Below are 19,901 nucleotides of genomic sequence, written 5' to 3' on the forward strand. Positions count from 1 at the left end.
TATATAAGTAGCCTTCCCTGATTCAATCAAACCTATCAGCTGCTGTAGATATTATATATGAGCACATATTCATATATTGAATTACCCTTATTATATGAGGAGTTCTTACAAACTGTCAATCATTTATAAGCAAATGTTTGAGATTTTTCGTATTCAAGGATGTCACGTGAATTTTCAATAATCCATGCTCATGTCCCCTCTTCGTTGCATAACATAAAAACGATCGCTTGATGGGAATATTCAGCATTTCTCTTTACAAAAGAAGGACATACGATTAGAATAAGATAAAAGTTTCCTTAAGGAAACAAATTAGCGTTGGAGAATCATTTCATCCTTTAGTCAAAATTATTAAATGTATGCATATATTTTTAGGAAACGCAATTGATGATCGAAAGGGGCCGCAAGAGATGTCAAACGCTTTAACAATCGACCGCCTGTATGTCTCATACCACGGACAGGATGCACTAGAAAACGTCTCTCTTTCCATACAGGAAGGAACGATGACTGGAATCATTGGTCCAAATGGTGCTGGTAAATCGACTTTATTGAAAGCATGTTTAGATTTAATTGAAAAGGATCAAGGGGATATTCGTTTTTTTGAACAACCCTTTAAACAAGTGAGAAAACAGATCGCCTATGTACCGCAAAGAAATGATCTAGACTGGACGTTTCCTATCCATGTGCTAGATACTGTACTGCTTGGCACATACCCAAAGCTCGGATTGATCAAACGACCGAAAAAAGAAGACCGTGCCTATGCGTACCATTGCTTAGAAAAGGTTGGGATGCAGGACTTTGCCAAAAGACAGATTGGGGAATTATCTGGCGGTCAGCAGCAGCGTGTCTTCCTTGCGCGAGCACTCGCTCAAAACGCACAGCTCTTTTGTTTAGATGAACCATTTGTCGGAATTGATATGGCAAGTGAAGAAACGATGATCCGCATTTTGAAGGAATTACGAGATGAAGGAAAAACCATTCTGGTCGTCCACCATGATTTAAGTAAGGCCGATGATTACTTCAGCCATCTCGTTCTTTTAAATAAGAAGCTGGTCAAAGCAGGGCCTGTACATGATATTCTTCGTCCTGAGGTCATGCTCCAAGCATACGAAACACAACTGCCATTTTTAAAATCAGCAGGAGGAGACGCGTAATGGAATTCTTAACCGGACTTTTTGAATATGCGTTTTTACAAAAAGCGTTATTTACATCCGTTATGGTAGGGATCATCTGCGGCGTCATTGGCTGCTTTATCATTTTACGGGGAATGGCTTTGATGGGAGATGCGATTTCACACGCTGTACTTCCAGGTGTCGCCATCTCTTATATGCTCGGCATTAACTTTTTCTTTGGTGCGGTTCTAACTGGTGTACTGACAGCCATCGGCATCGGATATGTCAGTCAAAACAGCCGTATTAAAAATGATTCTGCCATCGGGATCGTATTCACTGCTTTTTTTTCCATTGGGATCATTTTGATTACATTTTTAAAAAGTTCCAGCGATTTATATCATATCTTGTTTGGAAACGTACTAGCCGTTCGTTCATCTGATATGTGGATCACGCTTGGCATCGGCATTTTCATTTTGCTGGCTGTCATTGTTTTCTACAAAGAACTGCTCATTAGTTCATTTGATCCAGTGATTTCTTCGGTTTACGGTTTACCGAATCGCATGATCCATTATTTCCTCATGACCTTATTGACCCTAGTGACCGTGGCGTCTCTGCAAACTGTAGGTATTATTCTTGTTGTTGCAATGCTTATTACACCAGCTGCCACCGCTTATTTACTGACAGACCGGCTATGGATCATGATTTATTTATCTGCTTTTTTTGGAGCAGTTTCAGCCGTCGTAGGACTTGGGCTCAGCTTTACGTATAACTTGTCGTCTGGTGCTTCCATTGTGCTGGTCGCGACCATATTATTCGGCAGTGCCTTTATCTTTTCACCGAAACAAGGGATATTGTGGAGATCCTTAAAATCGAAGCGAAAACGAACACAGTTAAAAAAGGAAGCGTCTATGTAAAAGGAGGACATATATGAAGAAGGTATTAGCAATCCGTTTGACCGCAGTATGTATTGCCCTTTTGGTCATCGCAGGCTGTTCTACTCAGCAAAAGAGTTCCGGAAAAGATGACGGTACATTAAAAGTTGTCACGACCTACTCCATTCTTTATGACATTGTGAAGGAAGTAGGCGGACAGCATGTCTCTATTCACAGCATTGTTCCCATTGGTACAGACCCACATGAATTTGACCCACTACCAAAGGATGTTCAGTATACGACGGATGCAGACCTTGTTCTATCTAATGGCTTGAACCTTGAAACAGGGAATGGCTGGTTTCAAAAACTGCTTGAATCGAGCGGCAAGGACGGAGCTGATGCACCTGTAGCCGAGCTGAGTAAAGGCGTCAAAGTGAAGCATTTGTCTTCAAAAGGGCTTGAAAGCCAGCAGGACCCACACGCATGGCTGAATGTCGAGAATGGGATTCTTTATGCGCAAAATGCCAGAGATGCACTCATTCAAGCAGATCCTGAGCATAAAGAGGATTACGAGAAAAATGCTGAAACCTATATCAAAAAGCTTCAAACGCTTCACAATGAAGCAAAAGATAAGTTTGATCAGCTGCCAAAAGACAAAAAACTCCTTGTCACAAGCGAAGGGGCATTCAAATATTTTGCGGATGCGTATGGACTGAAAGCCGGCTACATTTGGGAGATCAACACAGAAAGTGAAGGAACACCTGGACAAATGAAGCGCATCATTCATTTTGTTAAAGACCATCAAGTTCCTGCCCTTTTTCTTGAAACAAGTGTAGATAAGCGCAGCCTTGAAAGCCTATCTGAGGAAACCGGAATTCCGATTAAGGGGAAAGTATTTACGGACTCTATTGGCAAAGAAGGTGAAGATGGGGACAGCTACTATAAGATGATGAAATGGAATATTGACACCATTTACAAAGGATTGTCCTCATAGCAAAAAGACAGGTGGAATGAGTCCGCCTGTCTTTTTTGTCAACCTGCTATATTTTCTGGGTGTTTTTTCGGCCAAATGACGTAGCTGATGCTAATGACGAAATCAATGGTTAAGACCATCCCCCACACACTGACAAGCTGCATCAGAGATTCCGTTCGTTCTGGTGCTTGGATGAGATAGGTCAATCCATATAACAGCCCCGCTCCGATGACATAAGAGATGAAATGACGCGTCCAGCCCACCATTTCATACAAAGACCGCTCCTTCCCGTACTTTGGTTTCCCCTTTGGCTTAGGGCCACCTGCAAAACGATAAGCAAACTTAGCATCCGCCCATTTCACCATTTGATGTCCAAAGGCCAGACTCACACCAATATAGACAGCCGCAAGCCCGTGAATGACGCTCGCCACAGCCCCTTGCTTTAAATCTATATAAGTAGCCGCAAGAAGGATGAGATCTAAAACCGGGGTACAGACAAGAAAGAAAGCACCCCATTTTTTCTGTTTAAACACATAACGAAGTGTTAAGCCCATAAGAATAAACAGCCAAAAACCAATTTCACATGCCACAATCAATAAACCGACCAATTTCCCCACATCCTTTTTAACACGATTGTATTAAATAAAAAATAACACAACTGTGTTAAAAAAACAATAGCTGTGCTAAAATCAAGGTATGCCAAAAATCGTCGATCACCATAAACAAAAACAAAAGGTCGCTCAAGCTGCTATGAGAGTGATTAAACAAGAGGGATTGGAAAGCGCTTCTGTACGAAAAATAGCCGTTGAAGCTGGCATTTCAGCCGGCTCTATGCGTCATTATTTTTCCACACAGCAAGAATTATTTCTATTCTCCATGAATTTAATTCAGGAAAGAGTGAAGGAGCGAATTGCTAGGCTTCCATTAAACGGTTCAACAGAGGAAAATGTATTCACTTTATTGGAGCAGGTTCTTCCACTAGACGAAGAACGAATATTTGAAATGGAGGTGTGGCAGGCTTTTACAGTCAAGGCACTGACTGAACCAGATTTACAGCCGCTCAATGCAAAGATGTATGACGAGCTTTTTCAAACCGTTCAATTTTGCTTAATGAAATTGAAAGAGGATGAGCTACTGCTAGATCATGTCGATCTTTTATTAGAAACTGAGCGGCTTTATGCGGTCATCAATGGGCTTGCATTGAATGGAATCGTACAGCCCCATCGTTTACCGCCACAGCTCATGCGCTCCGTGCTACAGATGCATCTTCAATCCATCACAAAAAAAGACATGCCCTCCTTATAGAGAGCATGTCTTTTTTAATCTTCCATGAAAATACGTTTCGCCTCGTAATAAAGCACCTGCACAAATTTCTTCACATTGATACGTGTGTGCTCTTCTCTTCCACTTGTCTCTTTTGTGAGTTCACTCATTTTCTTACGCACAATGGTAAAATCGAAAAATTTTGATGCATAGTTTTCAAAGGTTGGGTGAGAAAAATCGGTTAACCCGAGCGAGGCGATGTGTTTCAATGATTGGTTGATCGCACGTCTTACCCGCTGTTCCGCTGCTTTTGCTTCTCTTGCGATGTCTGCTGATGTAAAAGGTTCGTTTAATTTATCCTCTGTGATGCCAGTGAAAATTACTTTTAATGAAGGAAAAGAGTCGTGCTGATCGGCATGTAACGCTAAATACTGATCTGTGAAAAGAATCATATCTAGTAAATCCTTAGACCCTTTTTCGCCGACAATCCCAAGCTCCGCCAGCAAAAACTGACCTGCCTCTGCAAGACTTTTCCCACGCTGCTTCGTTTTCGTGGTCTGTCCGCGCTGCTGGAACTGCATGACCGATTTGAGCGAATGCTGAATATTTTCAATTGAGTGCTCTAAATGCAGTCGTTCAATCATGAGATGAAGCACACTTAAGACCTCTACTCGATTGATCGGCTTTGTCACATAATACTCGACACCGAGCGTATATGCCTGGCCGATGAGTTCCTTTGTTTCTACCTGTGACAGCATTAAATATTTCCCATGAAATTCATCCTTGATCGCTCGAATCGTCTCAAGACCGTCCCTTTCCGGCATCAGAAGATCAATACACAAGATATCAATATGCAAATCATTTAAGTAGCTCGCTGTTACTTCAGCACCATCCTCTGCTTCCCCTGCCACAATGCCAAGCTCTTCATCTTCAATGAGCTGTGCCAGTGAAGAACGAACGGCTTCATCATCATCAACAATAAAAAATCTCATCTCCCATTCCCCTCTTTTCTGCTGACTTGATCAATTGGTATCGTTAAAGTGAACATCGTTTGTTGATTTGGGATACTCTTCATTTCAACACTTCCGCCAAGCTTCTCGGCTGTGTCTTTCACATAGGAAAGACCGATGCCGCTTGATGGGTTCCCCGCTTGGTCGTATTTTAAAGTGAAGCCCGGTTTAAAGATCACATGATGGTTACGCTCTTTAATGCCTGGACCGTTGTCACTGATTTGAAAAATTACATCATTCTCTTTCCGCGAAATGGATAGTGATACCTCTCCATTTACTGGAATCGCTTCAACGGCATTGGATACAATGTTATTTAATAAAGATAGAATGGTATACACATGATAAGCAGGGTGTTGTCCTTCTTCATCATAATGAAAAACGATGTGTTTTTTAAGAGATTCCGTATAATTTTCATGGATACGAATCACAAGTCCTGCGATATGAGCAGGACTTGCATACTCCTGAAAGTTTTCCTCATGAATCAGTTTTGATAAGGCAGAAAAAATCCGCTGATTATCCTTTTTGATTTCATGTACCTCACCTGCAATTTGCAGGGCTGTTTTTCCGAGTTTTTTCAAATCTAATGATTCCGTATCCTTTGCATGATGCAGAGATTGATACAATTGATATGAAGTAGCTGTAATGTGCTCAGCATGTGCAAGGGTTTTATAAAAATATGTAGATTCCGTATAAAGATTCGAAAGCAGCATCAACAGGTGTTCCTTTTCCTTTTTCATTTGGCGTTCTCTCGCCTGTTCTTCGTATAATCGAATCATCGTATAACAAGCCAATACGAAAAAGCTTCTGAAAATCGCCAATACAAATAGTTGAAACAGCGTTCTCACTGTTAAAATTTCATCAATGGCTCCCCTGAGTGCAATCATTTCGACTACACTTGCACATAGTTCCATGATAATCCCTGTCGCCCCAATGAGCCAAGGCTTATCACGAAAACGTCTGACCTGTAATACATAAAAAAGCGTACCATAGACGACGTAATACAGCAGGGAAGGAAATCTTAAAGAAACGGCCTCTTCCAGCGCTAAGTGGCCTGACACAGCGGTATCAAGAAGCACCCGGAATGCAAACACTGATCCCCCCGCAATGATGCCGCTTGCCCATGCCGGGAATTTTTTCATTTGAAGCAGGATAAAGAAAAAGACAACGGTTCCAAAGCTGACCCGAAAGCTATCCTCAAATGGATAAAATTTCAGCTCTCCCCCAATCGGAGTCAGAACAATGAGCATGATAATTAAATAAGGCTCTGTATTCAACCATTTTTTCAGTAGATTCAAACGCAGTCACATCCCTAATAATGACGATAGTATACTATGTGAGCTTCAGAAAAACAAACAGTCCATGAAAAAACGCACACCGGACATTTGTCGGTGTGCGCTTCTCATGATGCCGCTTAATCTTCTAAACGATCCTTTTCTAAAAGTGATGCGCCAGCAATACCTGGTTTTGTCATTTCAAAAGGATTTAAGATCACATCAAGCTCTTCCTCTGATAACACATCATTTTGCAGACAAAGCTCACGTACAGATACGCCTGTAAGAATCGCTTCTCTCGCAATTCGTGCAGCAGCTTCATAACCAATATGCGGATTGACCGCCGTCATGACACCAGCACTCTTTTCTACATATTCTTTTAATCTAGATTCATCTGCTTTTAGGTCACGCAAGCAGTTATCGACAAAGGATTCAAATACATTTTTCATCATACTGAGAGACTGTAGTAAGTTGAATATTAAAACTGGCTCCATGACGTTCAGTTCAAGCTGACCAGCCTCTGATGCAAGGCAGATCGTGTGGTCATTTCCAATGACTTGGAATGCCACTTGGTTCATGACCTCAGGCATCACTGGGTTGACTTTCCCTGGCATGATAGATGAACCTGGCTGTCTCGGCGGCAAGTGCAGCTCACCAAAGCCTGCTCTAGGACCTGAAGCCATCAAACGAATATCGTTTGCCATTTTGGACATATTCATCATACATACTTTCAGTGCAGCTGATACTTCTGTATAAGCATCTGTATTTTGCGTAGCATCGACTAAATCTTCTGCTCCAACTAACGGCAATCCGCTAATGTCAGCTAGATAACCAACTACCTGGCGAATATATTTAGGATCAGCATTCAGTCCTGTTCCAACTGCTGTTGCGCCCATATTGACTTCATATAAATGCTGTCTAGACTGCTTGATTCGTTTAATATCACGAGCAAGAACCTTTGCATATGCACTAAACTCTTGACCAAGTCTGATTGGAACAGCGTCCTGAAGATGCGTACGTCCCATTTTGATGACATGATCGAATTCTTGCGCTTTTTCTGTCATGACTTGATGCATGTTTTCCATCGTATAAAGTAGTTTTTCAATCATATTCAATGTTGAAATATGAATCGCTGTTGGGAAAACGTCGTTTGTTGACTGCGACATGTTCACATGCGTGTTTGGACTTAGCTCAGTATATGCGCCTTTTTCCTTTCCTAGTAGTTCAAGCGCTCTGTTTGCAATGACTTCATTGGCATTCATATTCATTGAAGTGCCAGCCCCGCCTTGAATTGGATCGACAATAAATTGATTGTTCCATTTTCCTTCAATCACTTCATCTGCGGCTTGAACAATTTTTTCTCCAAGACCAGCATATAGTCGCTTTGTATCCATATTTGCAAGTGCGGCTGCCTTTTTGACAATCCCTAGTGCTTTGATGAGTTCCTCATGAACATGGTAGCCTGTAATTGGAAAGTTCTCTACTGCACGTAATGTCTGAATTCCATAATACGCTTGAGTGTCTACTTCCTTTTCACCTAGAAAGTCTCGTTCGATACGAACTTGCTTGTCCTGTAGCTTCGTCATTTGAAAAGATCTCCTTTTACGCTGCTTTTGTTTGTTGTTTTAATTCCTCAATATACTTCTTCGATTTCTCTTGATCAAACACTTTTTCCCACTTAGACATGACAATGGCTGCAAGTGAGTTACCAAATACGTTAACAGTTGTACGAACCATGTCAAGGATACGGTCGATCCCAACGATGAAGGCAAGTCCTTCAAGCGGAAGTCCCATTGCTCCAAGTGTTGTGATGACAACAACGATCGATGCACCTGGTACACCAGCCATTCCTTTTGATGTGAGCATTAAGATTAATAGTAACGTAATTTGCTCATAGATGGAAAGAGGCATGCCGTACATTTGTGCAACAAATATGGCGGCAATGGATTGATAGATGGCACTTCCATCTAAGTTAAAGGTATAGCCTGTTGGGATAACGAACGACGTGATCGCTTTCGGGCAGCCGAACTTCTCCATTTTGTCCATTAATCTAGGCAATACAGCTTCTGAACTTGCTGTTGAGAAGGCAAGAATGATTTCTTCTTTTAGCACTCTAAATAGTGTAAAGACGCTTGTTCCAGCTAATTTTGCGATAATGCCAAGTACGACAATCACGAAGAATGCCATTGTGCCGTAAACGACAAGTACCAGCTTACCTAGCGGGAGAAGCGCTCCGACCCCGAATTTGATCACCGTCACACTGATGAGCGCGAATACACCAAATGGTGCAAACTTCATCACTTTATTGGTCACCCAGAACATCGCTTCGAGGATGCCCTCAAAAAATCCTAACACTGGTTTTCCTTTGTCTCCAACTGCTGCAATTCCTAATCCGAATAACACTGTAAAGAAGATTGTTGGTAATAGATCACCTTCTGCAATGGATTGGAACACGTTTGTTGGCACAAGATGCACAATCGTTTCAGAGAAACTAGCTTTTTCGGCAGAAGACTTAGATGTCTCTTCATATTTAGAGATATCGCCTTTCTCCATGTTACTCATATCAATTCCTGTACCAGGATGGAAAACGTTTGCTGCAAGCAGTCCAACTGCTAATGCAATCGTTGTCACAATTTCGAAGTAAAGAATCGTTTTCCCACCGAGTCTTCCGATGGTTTTCATATCGCCTACACCTGCAACGGCTACAATCAATGCAGCAATAACAATTGGAAGAACGATCATTTTAATTAAGTGGATGAATATATCGCCAATTGGCGTTAACACATTAATAACGGTTTCATTTTGATAAAACAGCGCTCCTACGACAACACCCAAAACAAGTGCGATGAGTATTTGAGAAGCTAACCCTAACTTTTTCATACGTGGACCCCCTTTTTTTGATAACGCTTTCTTTGTTGCTTAATCGCATCTTAACGATGAACCTACAAAAAACGACAAAAAGGAACAAAAAGAAGTGAATTTTTTATGAAAAATCTTTTAAAAGGTGGGTTTTTCCACAAAATTGTTAAAAAAAGACTTCGCTTTTGGCGAAGTCTCAGATTATTGACAAAGGGCTAAAATGAACTTTATTTTAGCCCTTTGTCTTCTTTTCAGTGTGATAGAAAACCTTTGCAGTCTAGGAAGGACGAGCACCGGAGCAGAGCGAATTTGACATTCGTGAGCACCGGAGCGCAGGACTGACAAAGAATGCGAGGGTTTGTCTACACGCTGAGACTTCGCTTTTGGCGAAGTCTCAGGTTGTTGAGAAGAGCTAAAATGAACATTATTTTAGCTCTTTGTGATAGAAATCCATTGAAGTCTAGAAAGGACGAGCACCGAAGTGCAGGACTGACACCGAATGCGAGGACTTCGCTTCTGATGAAGTCTCATGTTGCATATGATCAGCTGGCGGCTCTTGAAGAGGGGAAAGTTCGACATAAATCGCATAACCTATCAGTACAAAGGCTACATAAATCACAGCACTCACCGTCCACACCCATTTGACATTCAGCTTCATTTTGCTACACCCTCTCTGACAGGTTTCAATCGCTGTAATCTTAGTGCGTTCAGCACAACCGATACAGAACTAAAGGCCATTGCCGCTCCTGCAAGCCATGGTGCCAGGAACCCAAATGCGGCGACTGGTATGCCAATACAATTGTAAGCAAGTGCCCAAAATAGATTCTGTTTAATGTTTCTCATCGTTTTTCTGCTAAATTCAAGTGCATCTGCAATGGCATGGAGATCTCCAGTCATGAACGTAATATCTGCCGCTTCCATGGCAACATCTGTACCTGTTCCGACAGCCATCCCGATATTTGCTGTTGCAAGGGCAGGGGCATCATTGATGCCGTCTCCAACCATCGCCACTTTTTTTCCTTGTTTCTGAAGCGTTGCAATATGAGCCGCTTTTTCCTCAGGAAGAACTTCAGCGATCACATGATCTATGCCTGCCTCACTCGCAATCGCTTCTGCTGTGCGTTTGTTATCTCCTGTCATCATCACGACGTGAATCCCTTGCTCTTTGAGACGAGCGACCGCTTGAGAAGAAGACGATTTGATCGTATCTGCAACAGCGACAATACCTGCTGGCTCGCGGTCAATGGCAATGAGCATCGCCGTTTTTCCTTGTTCTTCAAGCTCAGTAACAACTGCTTCTAGTGCTTCGCAGCTGATATGATGTTTCTTTAAGAGCTTCCGTGTGCCAATCAAAAGCTCATGTCCCGCAGCCCTTGCTTCAATTCCATGACCAGGATCTGCTTGAAAAGCTTCTACCTCGACCGCTTGGAGACCCCGGTTCTTCATGCCTTCTGTAATCGCTCTGGCAAGTGGATGCTCTGACTGCTGTTCTGCCGATCCTGCTAACTGAAGCAGCGTATCTTCTGTCCAATTGGCAGACGCAATCACATCTGTAAGACTCGGCTCCCCTTTTGTCACAGTCCCTGTTTTATCTAGCACTACTGTATCTAGTGATTGGGTTATCTCTAAATGCTCTCCGCCTTTAAACAAAATCCCTGATTCAGCTGCACGGCCGCTGCCTGCCATAATAGAGGTCGGTGTAGCAAGGCCAAGAGCACAAGGACATGCAATCACGATCACAGCAATAAACGTCTCAAGTGCCGATGTCACATTTCCTGGATCAACAAAGATATACCAAGTCAGAAAAGTGAGCACAGCCAATCCTACAACAATGGGGACAAATATCCCTGAAATTTGATCTGCCATTCTTTGAATTGGTGCTTTTGAGCCTTGCGCTTGTTCGACGACTCGAATGATTTGTGAAAGAGCCGTTTCTTTTCCTACTTTTGTTGCTTTCACTTTCACAAATCCATTTTTATTGATGGTTGCCCCGATGACTGTATCTCCTGTGGTTTTATCAACTGGCAGACTTTCTCCTGTAATCATCGATTCGTCGATCGCTGTTGTTCCTTCGATGATTTCTCCGTCTACCGGGACTTTTTCACCCGGCTTGACGAACACAAGATCATTCACTTTCACTTCAGAAATAGGAACGGTCATTTCTTTCCCATCTCGCTCTATCACAGCTTCTTTCGCTTGTAAGCCCATCAGTTTTTGAATCGCTTCTGATGATCTCCCTTTCGCTCTTGCTTCCATTAACTTTCCGAGCACAATTAGCGTAATGAGCACAGCACTCGTTTCATAATAGAGGGCCGCTTCATGTGTGCCTTGAACCGCTGATTGAATACTTTCATATAAACTATAGAAAAAAGCAGCCGATGTCCCTAGTGCCACAAGGACATCCATATTGGCACTTTTATTTTTCAACGCTTTATAAGCACCTACATAAAAAGGCCAGCCGACAATGAACTGGACGGGCGCTGCTAATGCGAGCTGAACCCATGGATTCATAAACGCTTCTGGCAACCAAATAAACGATGTGAAAGAAAAATGACTGACCATTGCCCAAAGAAGAGGCAATGACAAAATCATCGAGAACAAAAAGCGTGCCGTTTGTTTCTCAATCGCTGCTTGACGATGGTCTTTTTTCCCTTCCTCCGCATGCTCTTCGGCTGGTTCGGTTAGTGAATATCCAATGGATTTCACAGCCTCTTTTATGTCACTTGGAGATATTTTCCCTGGATGATATGTCACCTGAAGTGACTCAAGCGCAAAGTTCACTGATCCTTGATCAATACCATCCATCCGGTTGACTTTTTTCTCAATTCGGTTTGCACAAGCCGCACATGTCATTCCCTCTATATCAAATTCAGCTTGCTCCATCACCACATCATAGCCAAGAGATTGAATTTTTTGTTTTAGATCCTCTGCTGTGAGTTGTTCTGTTTCATACACAATGTGGGATGTTTCAAGCGCAAAGTTCACACTGGCGTCGTCCACACCTTCCAACCTGTTCAAGCCCTTTTCAATGCGGCCTGCACAGGCGGCGCAAGTCATTCCCGTAATTTGAAAATCAATTTCTTTTTTCATTTATCTCACCTCTCCACATACTCCATGGGGGTATTGTTATTTTTAAAAAAATACGTGCTGTCTTATGCAGCACGTATGCTCATTTTATACGACATCATATCCCTGTTCTTCAATGACATCAGAGATCTGGTGTAACGTGATTTGATCTGAGTGAAAGGAAACCTCCACCTGACCCTTATCTAAATGGACTTTCACAGATTCAACACCTGCTAATTCTCCTACATTTCCTTCGACTGCTTTCACACAATGTCCGCAAGACATGCCTTGCACTTGTAGTGTTGCTTGTTCCACTTCTCATCGCCTCCATCAATCATTTTCTATTTTTACTATACCCTAGTAGGGTATCATTGTAAACATAAATGATCCGCTGTTTGCTACGATTTTGTCAGCTTCGTGAAGACATTCATTAACTCCTCAATGGCTTCATCCCCATTACCGCTCTTAATGGCATCCGCTACGCAATGATGTGTATGCTTTTCCATTAATTGAAGACTCACTTTTTTTAAAGCTGCATTGACAGCAGAAATTTGATTCACGACATCTATACAGTAACGATCATTTTCAATCATTTGCTGAATCCCTCGCACTTGACCTTCCACTCGTTTTAAGCGGTTGATTAATTGCTCTTTTTCCTTCTCGGCTCTAGGCGAAGCGATATGTCTTTCTTCTTGTTCTGTCATCTGATCACCTTTTTTCTATCATACTTGTGTTACATTCAATTAAAGCATATCTTCACCTGAAAAGGCAAAGATATGCTGTGATCACCATTTGCTTATCCTAGTTTGTTAGTTGTTCAATATCTTGCAAAAGGCTGACCGATTGCTGAAGCTGCTTCATGAGCCCTTGTTGATCCTCTAAAATAGCTGCAGCATCGAAGTTGTCCATTTTCAATTGCTGTAAATAGGTTTGAATCTCCTCTGACAGCACTTTATTTTTCTCTATGATTTGTGCATGCAGGTCTTCTGCTATTGATGGGGCTGTGAGTTCATTAAATTCTTGAATGTCTGCTTTCAATGATTCAAGTTGCTGCGTCAAATCTGCTCTTTTGGCAGCATCTTGTACAGCTTCTTCCGCAAGCTGTGGAAAATCCTCTGTGAATTGCTGAATATCCGTCACATACTCATTCGCCTCTGTGACATATGTCGTTGTATCGTTTACTTGGTCTAACAGTCCTGAACATCCACTTAACAAAAACGTACCGGTAAATAGAAACGCCATCACATATTGTTTCAAGATCCATCACCCTTTCATCTGCTATGTTGAAACCCCTCATTTGTCCAGCTCCCAACCACACAGATGCAAAAAGATCTTAAAAAAAGCCAGACCTTTGCCTCATGTGTGATAGGCAAAGGTCTGGCTAACATGTTCATGCCGGAATGGCCGAGAAACAACGGATGTTTCTGTAATGACGACCAAACCGTAAAAGCTACTCCCCTTTAGGATACCGTTCAAATGTTATGTTTATCATATCTAAATGAAGGACAACAGTCAATGAGAAGCAGGCGGAAGATCCTACTTTTGGTATAGCATATAGTCGGAACCAGTTGATGCATAAATCCGATTACGTCCTTGGCGTTTTGACATATACAAGGCTTGATCTGCCTCAAATAGAAGCGTTTCTAATATAGAGGGATCATTCGCTGTATGGGCGACGCCAAAGCTTGCTGTCACTCTTACTTTTTTCTCATCTGTCTGAAAGAAACTCACTTCAAATGAATGTCTCATCTGTTCCGCAATATGACATGCCTCTTCAAATGAATGATGCGGGAGACAAATGGCGAACTCTTCTCCACCATATCGGCCGAATAAATCATCCATCTTCAAATGCTGCTGACAAATGGACACAACATGACGCAACGCCTCGTCTCCAATATGATGTCCGTGCGTATCATTGATTTGTTTAAAGAAATCAATATCAAATAGCAATATCGCAGTATCCTGCGCATCCTCTTCCAATAACATCTGCGTTCGTTCAATAAAGGAAGACCGATTGAAGATATTCGTCAAACCATCAATATATGCTCGGCGCTCCAGCTCTTCCTGCAATAGTCGCTGCTCCGTAACATCGCTGATCACAATTTGCCTGCCCTCGACTTCGCCTCTTCTATTAAAAAGAGAAGAAGCAGTGAGATGATAATAGAAGGGCTGCTCTTTTTCCCACATTAAATCATACTGTGAATGATCCTGCGGAGAACGCAGCCACTGGATAAACGCTGGCTCTTTGATGATCCCTGAGAATATATCATCGATTTTATAGCCGATTCCCTTTTTAGCGAGCACAGGAATGATCAATGCAGCCGCAGGGTTATAATCAATCAGTGTTCGGTATCGATCCAATAGAAGAACACCTTCTGACATATGTTCAAACACACGCTCCATCGCAATGGGAGAGAGCTTAAAGAGATGAAAAGACATAATCGCCCATAAGTAGAGTGCATTGGTTAAAAACATCACCACTGGTACTGGGTCAATGTGAAAAGGCGTGACACCTAATAAATAGATAAAAGAGGTCGTGATCGGCAATAATATTCCAACGAGCAAGATCAGAACCTGTTTCAAATATTCTCTCTTCACACGTAAAAACCAAAGCAGCATAAAAATAGCGAGCATAGAACAGCCAAATGTATAGACCCCATGAATGATATACCAATAACCAATGGTAAAATCAGCCAATAAAAAACCGTCTACTGTATTCATCGTGATGCTTCGGTAAAAGAGTGAATGAAAAGAGTTGGTGAACACCAGAATGGTGGTTAAAATTGGAATCAGCAAGAAGAGAATCACGCGGCGCTTTGTTACATATTGATGGAAACCAGTAAACTGCAGCACAATCATCAGGCTGAACGGTGCAATAAACGGAAGACCTATGTATTGAAAACTAACCCAGAATGTAATTTCTTGAGGGGTGCGCGCCAATAATTCAAATGTATGTCCAAAAATATAAATCGCAGTTGCTCCAGACATATACATAAACAATTGACAGCCAATATACCGATGGCGATTTGCATGAGCAATGATTGATAATATTACGGACAGAATGCCAGAAACACTCATGATCACAATAAAATGTAAAACAATCGAATCCATGTAAACGCCCCAATTTCAGTTATTTAGAACTAGTCTAATCTTACTATATATGAGGACGTCTCAAATGGGAAGATGTGATTTTGATTTGGTTGGCGGTTTTTAAGATCTTTATGACATTTGTTTATTCTTTTTTCACGATACACTCCACAAGAGTCATAAGACATCTTTTTGACTAATTAAAAATTCGCCGAAAATTAACTCCCAGCTCAATATAAAACCTACTTTTTTCCCCTTTTTTATAATAATTACCACATCATATTTTTTTTACAGTACAATGATGACAGCATTAAACGGGAGGGGAAAACTTAATGAAGAACAACAATAGTAGTAAAATTTCTAAATTTTTTATAGTCTTGTTAACTATTATAATATCCACAACGTTCTTTTCTAATGTAAGCTCTGCGGAAGTGAAAAAATCAGATGATAACAACTCTGAAAAAAATCAACTTATTAATTCTGAACAAAAAGACGTTAAAAAGACAAAGGTCAGTATGAAAGACATAAAAAAGATAGAATCATATCTATATTTATCTAAAAAAGGAACACTTATTTTAAAGTCAGATTATACTGATTTGAATCTAAATCATTCAATAATTAAAGAAGTAAAGGCGTGGCTTAAGTACAGTAACCAATTAGTACTTGAAAAGAAAGCTGTTATTCAACCTGATTTTAGTATTAAAATGCTAGATGAATCTAACACTAATTCACTTGATCATAAGGTATCAACATTATCTAAAGGATGTGGAAAGAACGGTCACAATGTTTATTGGTGGGGATACAACTTATACTTTGATTGCAATGAAACCAGATCTTTATATCAGTCTTTCAAAGCTGGAGGGGGCGCTACTAGTGGAATTGCAGCCATTTCTAGATTCATACCAGTCCCTCCTACTCAACTAGCTAGTGCTATTGCCGGAGTAATAGGTGGAGGGCTTGTAGGCTTTGGTCAAATGATTCAAGATGAACATGAAGGACATGGCGTAAGAATAAGATTTACTGGATTAGGTTATGCGGCAGTTCCATCTGGTGTATTCCCACAATAACTAAGGAGGTAAAATAATGACCTTCATCATTATCATGGCAGGTTTATTTATGCTCATTCTTTTAGATAAACCGTTTCAAAAAAGGAAGTCTGGTTTATTATTCTTAGTATGTTATTTATTACTCATTTCATTGTACATCATTAATACTACGTTCATGAAATTTGTATCAAATAAACTTTTACTTATTATAGCTATTTTTGTAGTTAGCCCTTTGTTTATTCGATTCTTGAAACCTTCACAAAAAACTGAACAGTAACTACTATAAAAGAAAAAGATGACGGTCCGTCATCTTTTTCTTTTAGGACTTATACTGATATTTCGATAGAATTATCATCGATTCACTTCTCCATATACCTCATTCAACATGTCTTCCATAATATAAGACTTAAATTCATCGTTTTCTAAAATTTTCATAAAGAATTCCTGATTGCTACTCATTCTGTCAATAACAAAATTCATAAATGTTTTTTCAAAAGCAAATTTGAAGTTTTCTTTTGTATTGTTTTTCGCTTTCTGACGAAGATCATCATCATTCAACATATCCTCTTTCACTTGTTCACGAGAAAGAAAATCTGTTTCTGTAAATGTTGTACCAAAGCGCTCATTTAACTTTTCTAACACGCTTGATAATCGCACCTTCTCATCTTCAGCTACACCACCAGCACCATGCTTCTGTGGATCAAGTTCAATGCCACCCGTTTTTTCCAACTCGATGCTTCCTTCGAATACCTTTTGATTTCGATAGTATTCAAGTGCGATATCATCAGCTAAATAAACGTCCTTATCACCAGTTGTACGAGGTAGTTTGCGCAACATGTATGTTAAATAAATATATTGCTTGTGTAAGCTTAGATCAATAAACGTTACAACTTGTAGCACAAAACTATAAGTACGAATAAATTTTGTTGCGGCTTGTTTAAAATCAAACTGTTCTTCTTCTGAAAGCTTTTTATATCGCTCTACACCTTTGTCAAGAATTGCATTTAACTCTGTTTGCGCCTTAGTTGACTTTTTCATTCCGTCTGTTACTTCAAGTTCATTAACCCTTTGCACCTCATCTTCTTTAAATACTTGATGAGGCTCGATGTCAGCCTGCATATCATAAAGGATATTTGGGTCCGTAATTTCAGATAGACTTGTTGATTCGTAATATGGTTGGAACGAAGCTTTCATAATCTCTGGTTCATTTACAAAATCGAGTACGAATGTGTCCTCTTTACCTGGGCAAGTACGATTTAAACGAGATAGAGTTTGCACCGCTTTAATACCACTTAATGGCTTATCTACATACATCGTATGCAACAGTGGTTCATCAAATCCCGTTTGATATTTCTCAGCTACAAGCAATACTTTGAATTCATCTGAATTGATTTTATCAGGTAGCTCTTTTTCAGAGAAACTGTTCATGTCCGGCTCCGTATAATCTATTCCACCGTCTTTTACAGTACCTGAAAATGCCACAACTGTTTTTAAATCGTGATATCCCTTTTCATGAATATACTTATCAAAAGCAATTTTATAACGTACTGCATGTAAACGGCTTGCTGTCACGACCATTGCCTTGGCACGTCCACCAATTTTCCGCTGTACAAAATTCCGGTAATGTTCAATGATAATTTCTGTTTTTTGTTCAATGCTGTGCGGATGCAATGAAACGTATTGAGCAAGTTTTTTGGTGGCTTGCTTCTTTGATACTTCAGGATCGTCATCGACTGTCTTAGCAATTTTCCAGAACGTTTTATACGTCGTGTAATTTTCAAGTACATCTAAAATAAACCCTTCTTCAATTGCTTGACGCATTGTGTATTGATGAAAGGCCTCTGGCTTACCATCAATACCAACCGTACCAAACTTTTCTAACGTCTTGGGCTTTGGAGTCGCTGTAAATGCAAAAAACGATACGTTATCCTGTTTCCCACTTTTCAAAATGGCCTCTACAATTTTCTCGTCTACATCAACTAAGTTTTCTTCGGCAATGCGGTCTTCCTCATATGCTGCTTCTAACGTCTTATCTGATAGAACATTTGTTAACGCAGTAGATGCTTTACCACCTTGAGATGAGTGCGCTTCGTCGATAATAACTGCATATTTTTTTCGTTCTAGACCCGCTACTTTTTCCAAAATAAACGGGAACTTTTGGAGCGTTGTAATAATAATACGTGTTTCACTATTTATAGCACGTGCTAATTGCTCTGAGTTTTTATCGACTGGTTCGACCATTCCTGCTTTATGTTCTAACTGATACACTGCGTCTTGCAATTGCTTATCTAACACTCGGCGATCGGTAATCACGATGACACTACTAAAGATCGATTCATTTTCCTCGTTATGTAGCTTCGCTAAACGGTGTGCAAGCCATGAGATCGAGTTAGTCTTACCAGATCCCGCAGAGTGCTGAATTAAATAATTATGACCGACAAGCTTTTGTGCAACATCTGCTTCTAACTTACGTACAACATCAAGCTGATGGAAACGAGGGAAAATGAGCATTTGACGTTCACCTATTGTTTCACCGTTTGAATCTTTAATGTCGTCTTTCTTAATAAAGATGAAACGATATATAATATCGAGTAAGCTATCAGGAACTAAAATGTCTTCCCATAAATAATGAGTTCGATAGTTGTCACCGTAAGTTAACGGATTGCCTTTCCCACCATTATTGCCTTTGTTAAATGGGAGGAAGTACGTTTTGCTATTATCAAGCTTTGTTGTCATAAACACTTCATCTGGGTCAACGGCAAAGTAAACAGCAACACGCTCATTAAATTTAAATAGCTGCTCACGTGGATCCCGATCATTCTTTAATTGTTTCATCGCATCTTCAACTGTTTGATTTGTTAATGGATTTTTCAACTCCATCACTACAAGTGGTAAACCGTTTAAAAACAGCACCATATCTAAGCTATTGTTATGTTTATCACTGTAAAACACTTGGCGAGCAACATTAAAACGGTTCTTCCTATACTGCTCATTTAATGTTTTATTCATATCGGTCGGTGGCTGTTTATACGCAAGTTGTAATGTGACACCACGGTCTTTAATCCCTTTACGTAAACATTCAATCAAACCTTGTTTATGTAGCTGACCTTTAATGCGCTTTAACACTTGTTCTTGATAAGTAGGACCATACGATTTTTCTAACGTACGCATCCGCTTTTCCTGCGTATCTTCTAAAAAAGCAAATAGCTCTTCTACGTCGATTGCATGCTGCTTGAAAGAGCTACTTGCCTCACCTTCTAACACACGCTTTCTATAGCCATTCGCGATTAACGCTAATTCGATATTCGTCTCAAAACCTGTCTCTGTCGTATCGATCGCCATTAC

At 40.6% G+C, this 19,901-nt stretch carries 17 protein-coding genes; 5 read left to right on the top strand and 12 right to left on the bottom strand.

The window, feature by feature from the left end:
- Nucleotides 1–407 precede the first annotated feature (407 nt).
- The 3 genes from BA79_RS05280 to BA79_RS05290 are packed head-to-tail and all read left to right on the top strand — an operon-like array spanning nt 408 to nt 2,975.
- Nucleotides 408–1,151 carry a metal ABC transporter ATP-binding protein gene (locus BA79_RS05280; RefSeq protein ID WP_035701622.1) on the top strand — a complete coding sequence of 248 codons (744 nt, stop codon included), beginning with the start codon at nt 408–410 and terminating at the stop codon, nt 1,149–1,151.
- Nucleotides 1,151–2,023 carry a metal ABC transporter permease gene (locus BA79_RS05285; protein ID WP_007500236.1) on the top strand — a complete coding sequence of 291 codons (873 nt, stop codon included), beginning with the start codon at nt 1,151–1,153 and terminating at the stop codon, nt 2,021–2,023. The genes BA79_RS05280 and BA79_RS05285 overlap by 1 nt, the downstream gene beginning before the upstream one ends.
- Nucleotides 2,024–2,036: 13 nt before the next feature.
- Complete coding sequence (locus tag BA79_RS05290) at nt 2,037–2,975, top strand: metal ABC transporter substrate-binding protein (RefSeq protein WP_035701381.1); 939 nt, start codon at nt 2,037–2,039, stop codon at nt 2,973–2,975.
- A gap of 38 nt (nt 2,976–3,013) precedes the next feature.
- Here BA79_RS05290 and BA79_RS05295 read toward each other — a convergent pair whose 3' ends face one another.
- Nucleotides 3,014–3,562, bottom strand: coding sequence for a hypothetical protein (locus tag BA79_RS05295; protein ID WP_035701384.1), 549 nt, complete (start codon nt 3,560–3,562; stop codon nt 3,014–3,016).
- Nucleotides 3,563–3,650: 88 nt separating this feature from the next.
- Between BA79_RS05295 and BA79_RS05300 the strand changes: the two genes are divergently transcribed.
- Nucleotides 3,651–4,259: a TetR/AcrR family transcriptional regulator gene (locus BA79_RS05300; protein ID WP_019743630.1), complete on the top strand. Its 609-nt coding sequence runs from the start codon at nt 3,651–3,653 to the stop codon at nt 4,257–4,259.
- Nucleotides 4,260–4,273: 14 nt separating this feature from the next.
- Here BA79_RS05300 and BA79_RS05305 read toward each other — a convergent pair whose 3' ends face one another.
- The 10 genes from BA79_RS05305 to BA79_RS05350 form a co-directional block, all read right to left on the bottom strand.
- A complete protein-coding gene (locus BA79_RS05305) occupies nt 4,274–5,209 on the bottom strand; it encodes a response regulator (RefSeq protein ID WP_017359238.1) in 936 nt (311 codons plus the stop codon).
- Complete coding sequence (locus tag BA79_RS05310) at nt 5,206–6,522, bottom strand: ATP-binding protein (protein WP_035701388.1); 1,317 nt, start codon at nt 6,520–6,522, stop codon at nt 5,206–5,208. Before BA79_RS05310 ends, BA79_RS05305 begins: the two co-directional genes overlap by 4 nt.
- A gap of 116 nt (nt 6,523–6,638) precedes the next feature.
- A complete protein-coding gene (aspA, locus tag BA79_RS05315) occupies nt 6,639–8,084 on the bottom strand; it encodes an aspartate ammonia-lyase (protein WP_035701391.1) in 1,446 nt (481 codons plus the stop codon).
- Between the two features lie 16 nt (nt 8,085–8,100).
- A complete protein-coding gene (locus tag BA79_RS05320; RefSeq protein WP_007500222.1) occupies nt 8,101–9,378 on the bottom strand; it encodes a cation:dicarboxylate symporter family transporter in 1,278 nt (425 codons plus the stop codon).
- A 439-nt stretch (nt 9,379–9,817) separates the two neighbouring features.
- Nucleotides 9,818–10,015, bottom strand: a complete 198-nt coding sequence (locus tag BA79_RS05325) for a hypothetical protein (protein ID WP_035701394.1) — start codon at nt 10,013–10,015, stop codon at nt 9,818–9,820.
- The gene (locus tag BA79_RS05330) at nt 10,012–12,447 is read right to left on the bottom strand and encodes a heavy metal translocating P-type ATPase (protein ID WP_035701397.1); all 2,436 of its coding nucleotides are present in this window, start codon (nt 12,445–12,447) and stop codon (nt 10,012–10,014) included. The genes BA79_RS05325 and BA79_RS05330 overlap by 4 nt, the downstream gene beginning before the upstream one ends.
- An 84-nt stretch (nt 12,448–12,531) precedes the next feature.
- Nucleotides 12,532–12,738 (bottom strand): copper chaperone CopZ, encoded by a 207-nt coding sequence (gene copZ, locus BA79_RS05335; protein WP_008347645.1) that lies wholly within the window; start codon nt 12,736–12,738, stop codon nt 12,532–12,534.
- 83 nt (nt 12,739–12,821) lie between these two features.
- Nucleotides 12,822–13,127: a metal-sensing transcriptional repressor gene (locus BA79_RS05340; RefSeq protein ID WP_008347647.1), complete on the bottom strand. Its 306-nt coding sequence runs from the start codon at nt 13,125–13,127 to the stop codon at nt 12,822–12,824.
- 97 nt (nt 13,128–13,224) lie between these two features.
- A complete protein-coding gene (locus tag BA79_RS05345; protein WP_024719824.1) occupies nt 13,225–13,680 on the bottom strand; it encodes a DUF6376 family protein in 456 nt (151 codons plus the stop codon).
- Between the two features lie 279 nt (nt 13,681–13,959).
- Complete coding sequence (locus BA79_RS05350) at nt 13,960–15,534, bottom strand: histidine kinase N-terminal 7TM domain-containing diguanylate cyclase (protein WP_035701403.1); 1,575 nt, start codon at nt 15,532–15,534, stop codon at nt 13,960–13,962.
- Between the two features lie 308 nt (nt 15,535–15,842).
- On the opposite strand from BA79_RS05350, the gene BA79_RS05355 reads away from it, so the two are divergent.
- Nucleotides 15,843–16,577, top strand: coding sequence for a hypothetical protein (locus BA79_RS05355; protein ID WP_248596528.1), 735 nt, complete (start codon nt 15,843–15,845; stop codon nt 16,575–16,577).
- A 330-nt stretch (nt 16,578–16,907) separates the two neighbouring features.
- Here BA79_RS05355 and BA79_RS05365 read toward each other — a convergent pair whose 3' ends face one another.
- Nucleotides 16,908–19,898, bottom strand: a complete 2,991-nt coding sequence (locus tag BA79_RS05365; RefSeq protein WP_035701407.1) for a type I restriction endonuclease subunit R — start codon at nt 19,896–19,898, stop codon at nt 16,908–16,910.
- Nucleotides 19,899–19,901: the final 3 nt, after the last annotated feature.

Source organism: Bacillus altitudinis 41KF2b (assembly GCF_000691145.1).
Classification (GTDB): Bacteria; Bacillota; Bacilli; order Bacillales; family Bacillaceae; genus Bacillus; species Bacillus altitudinis.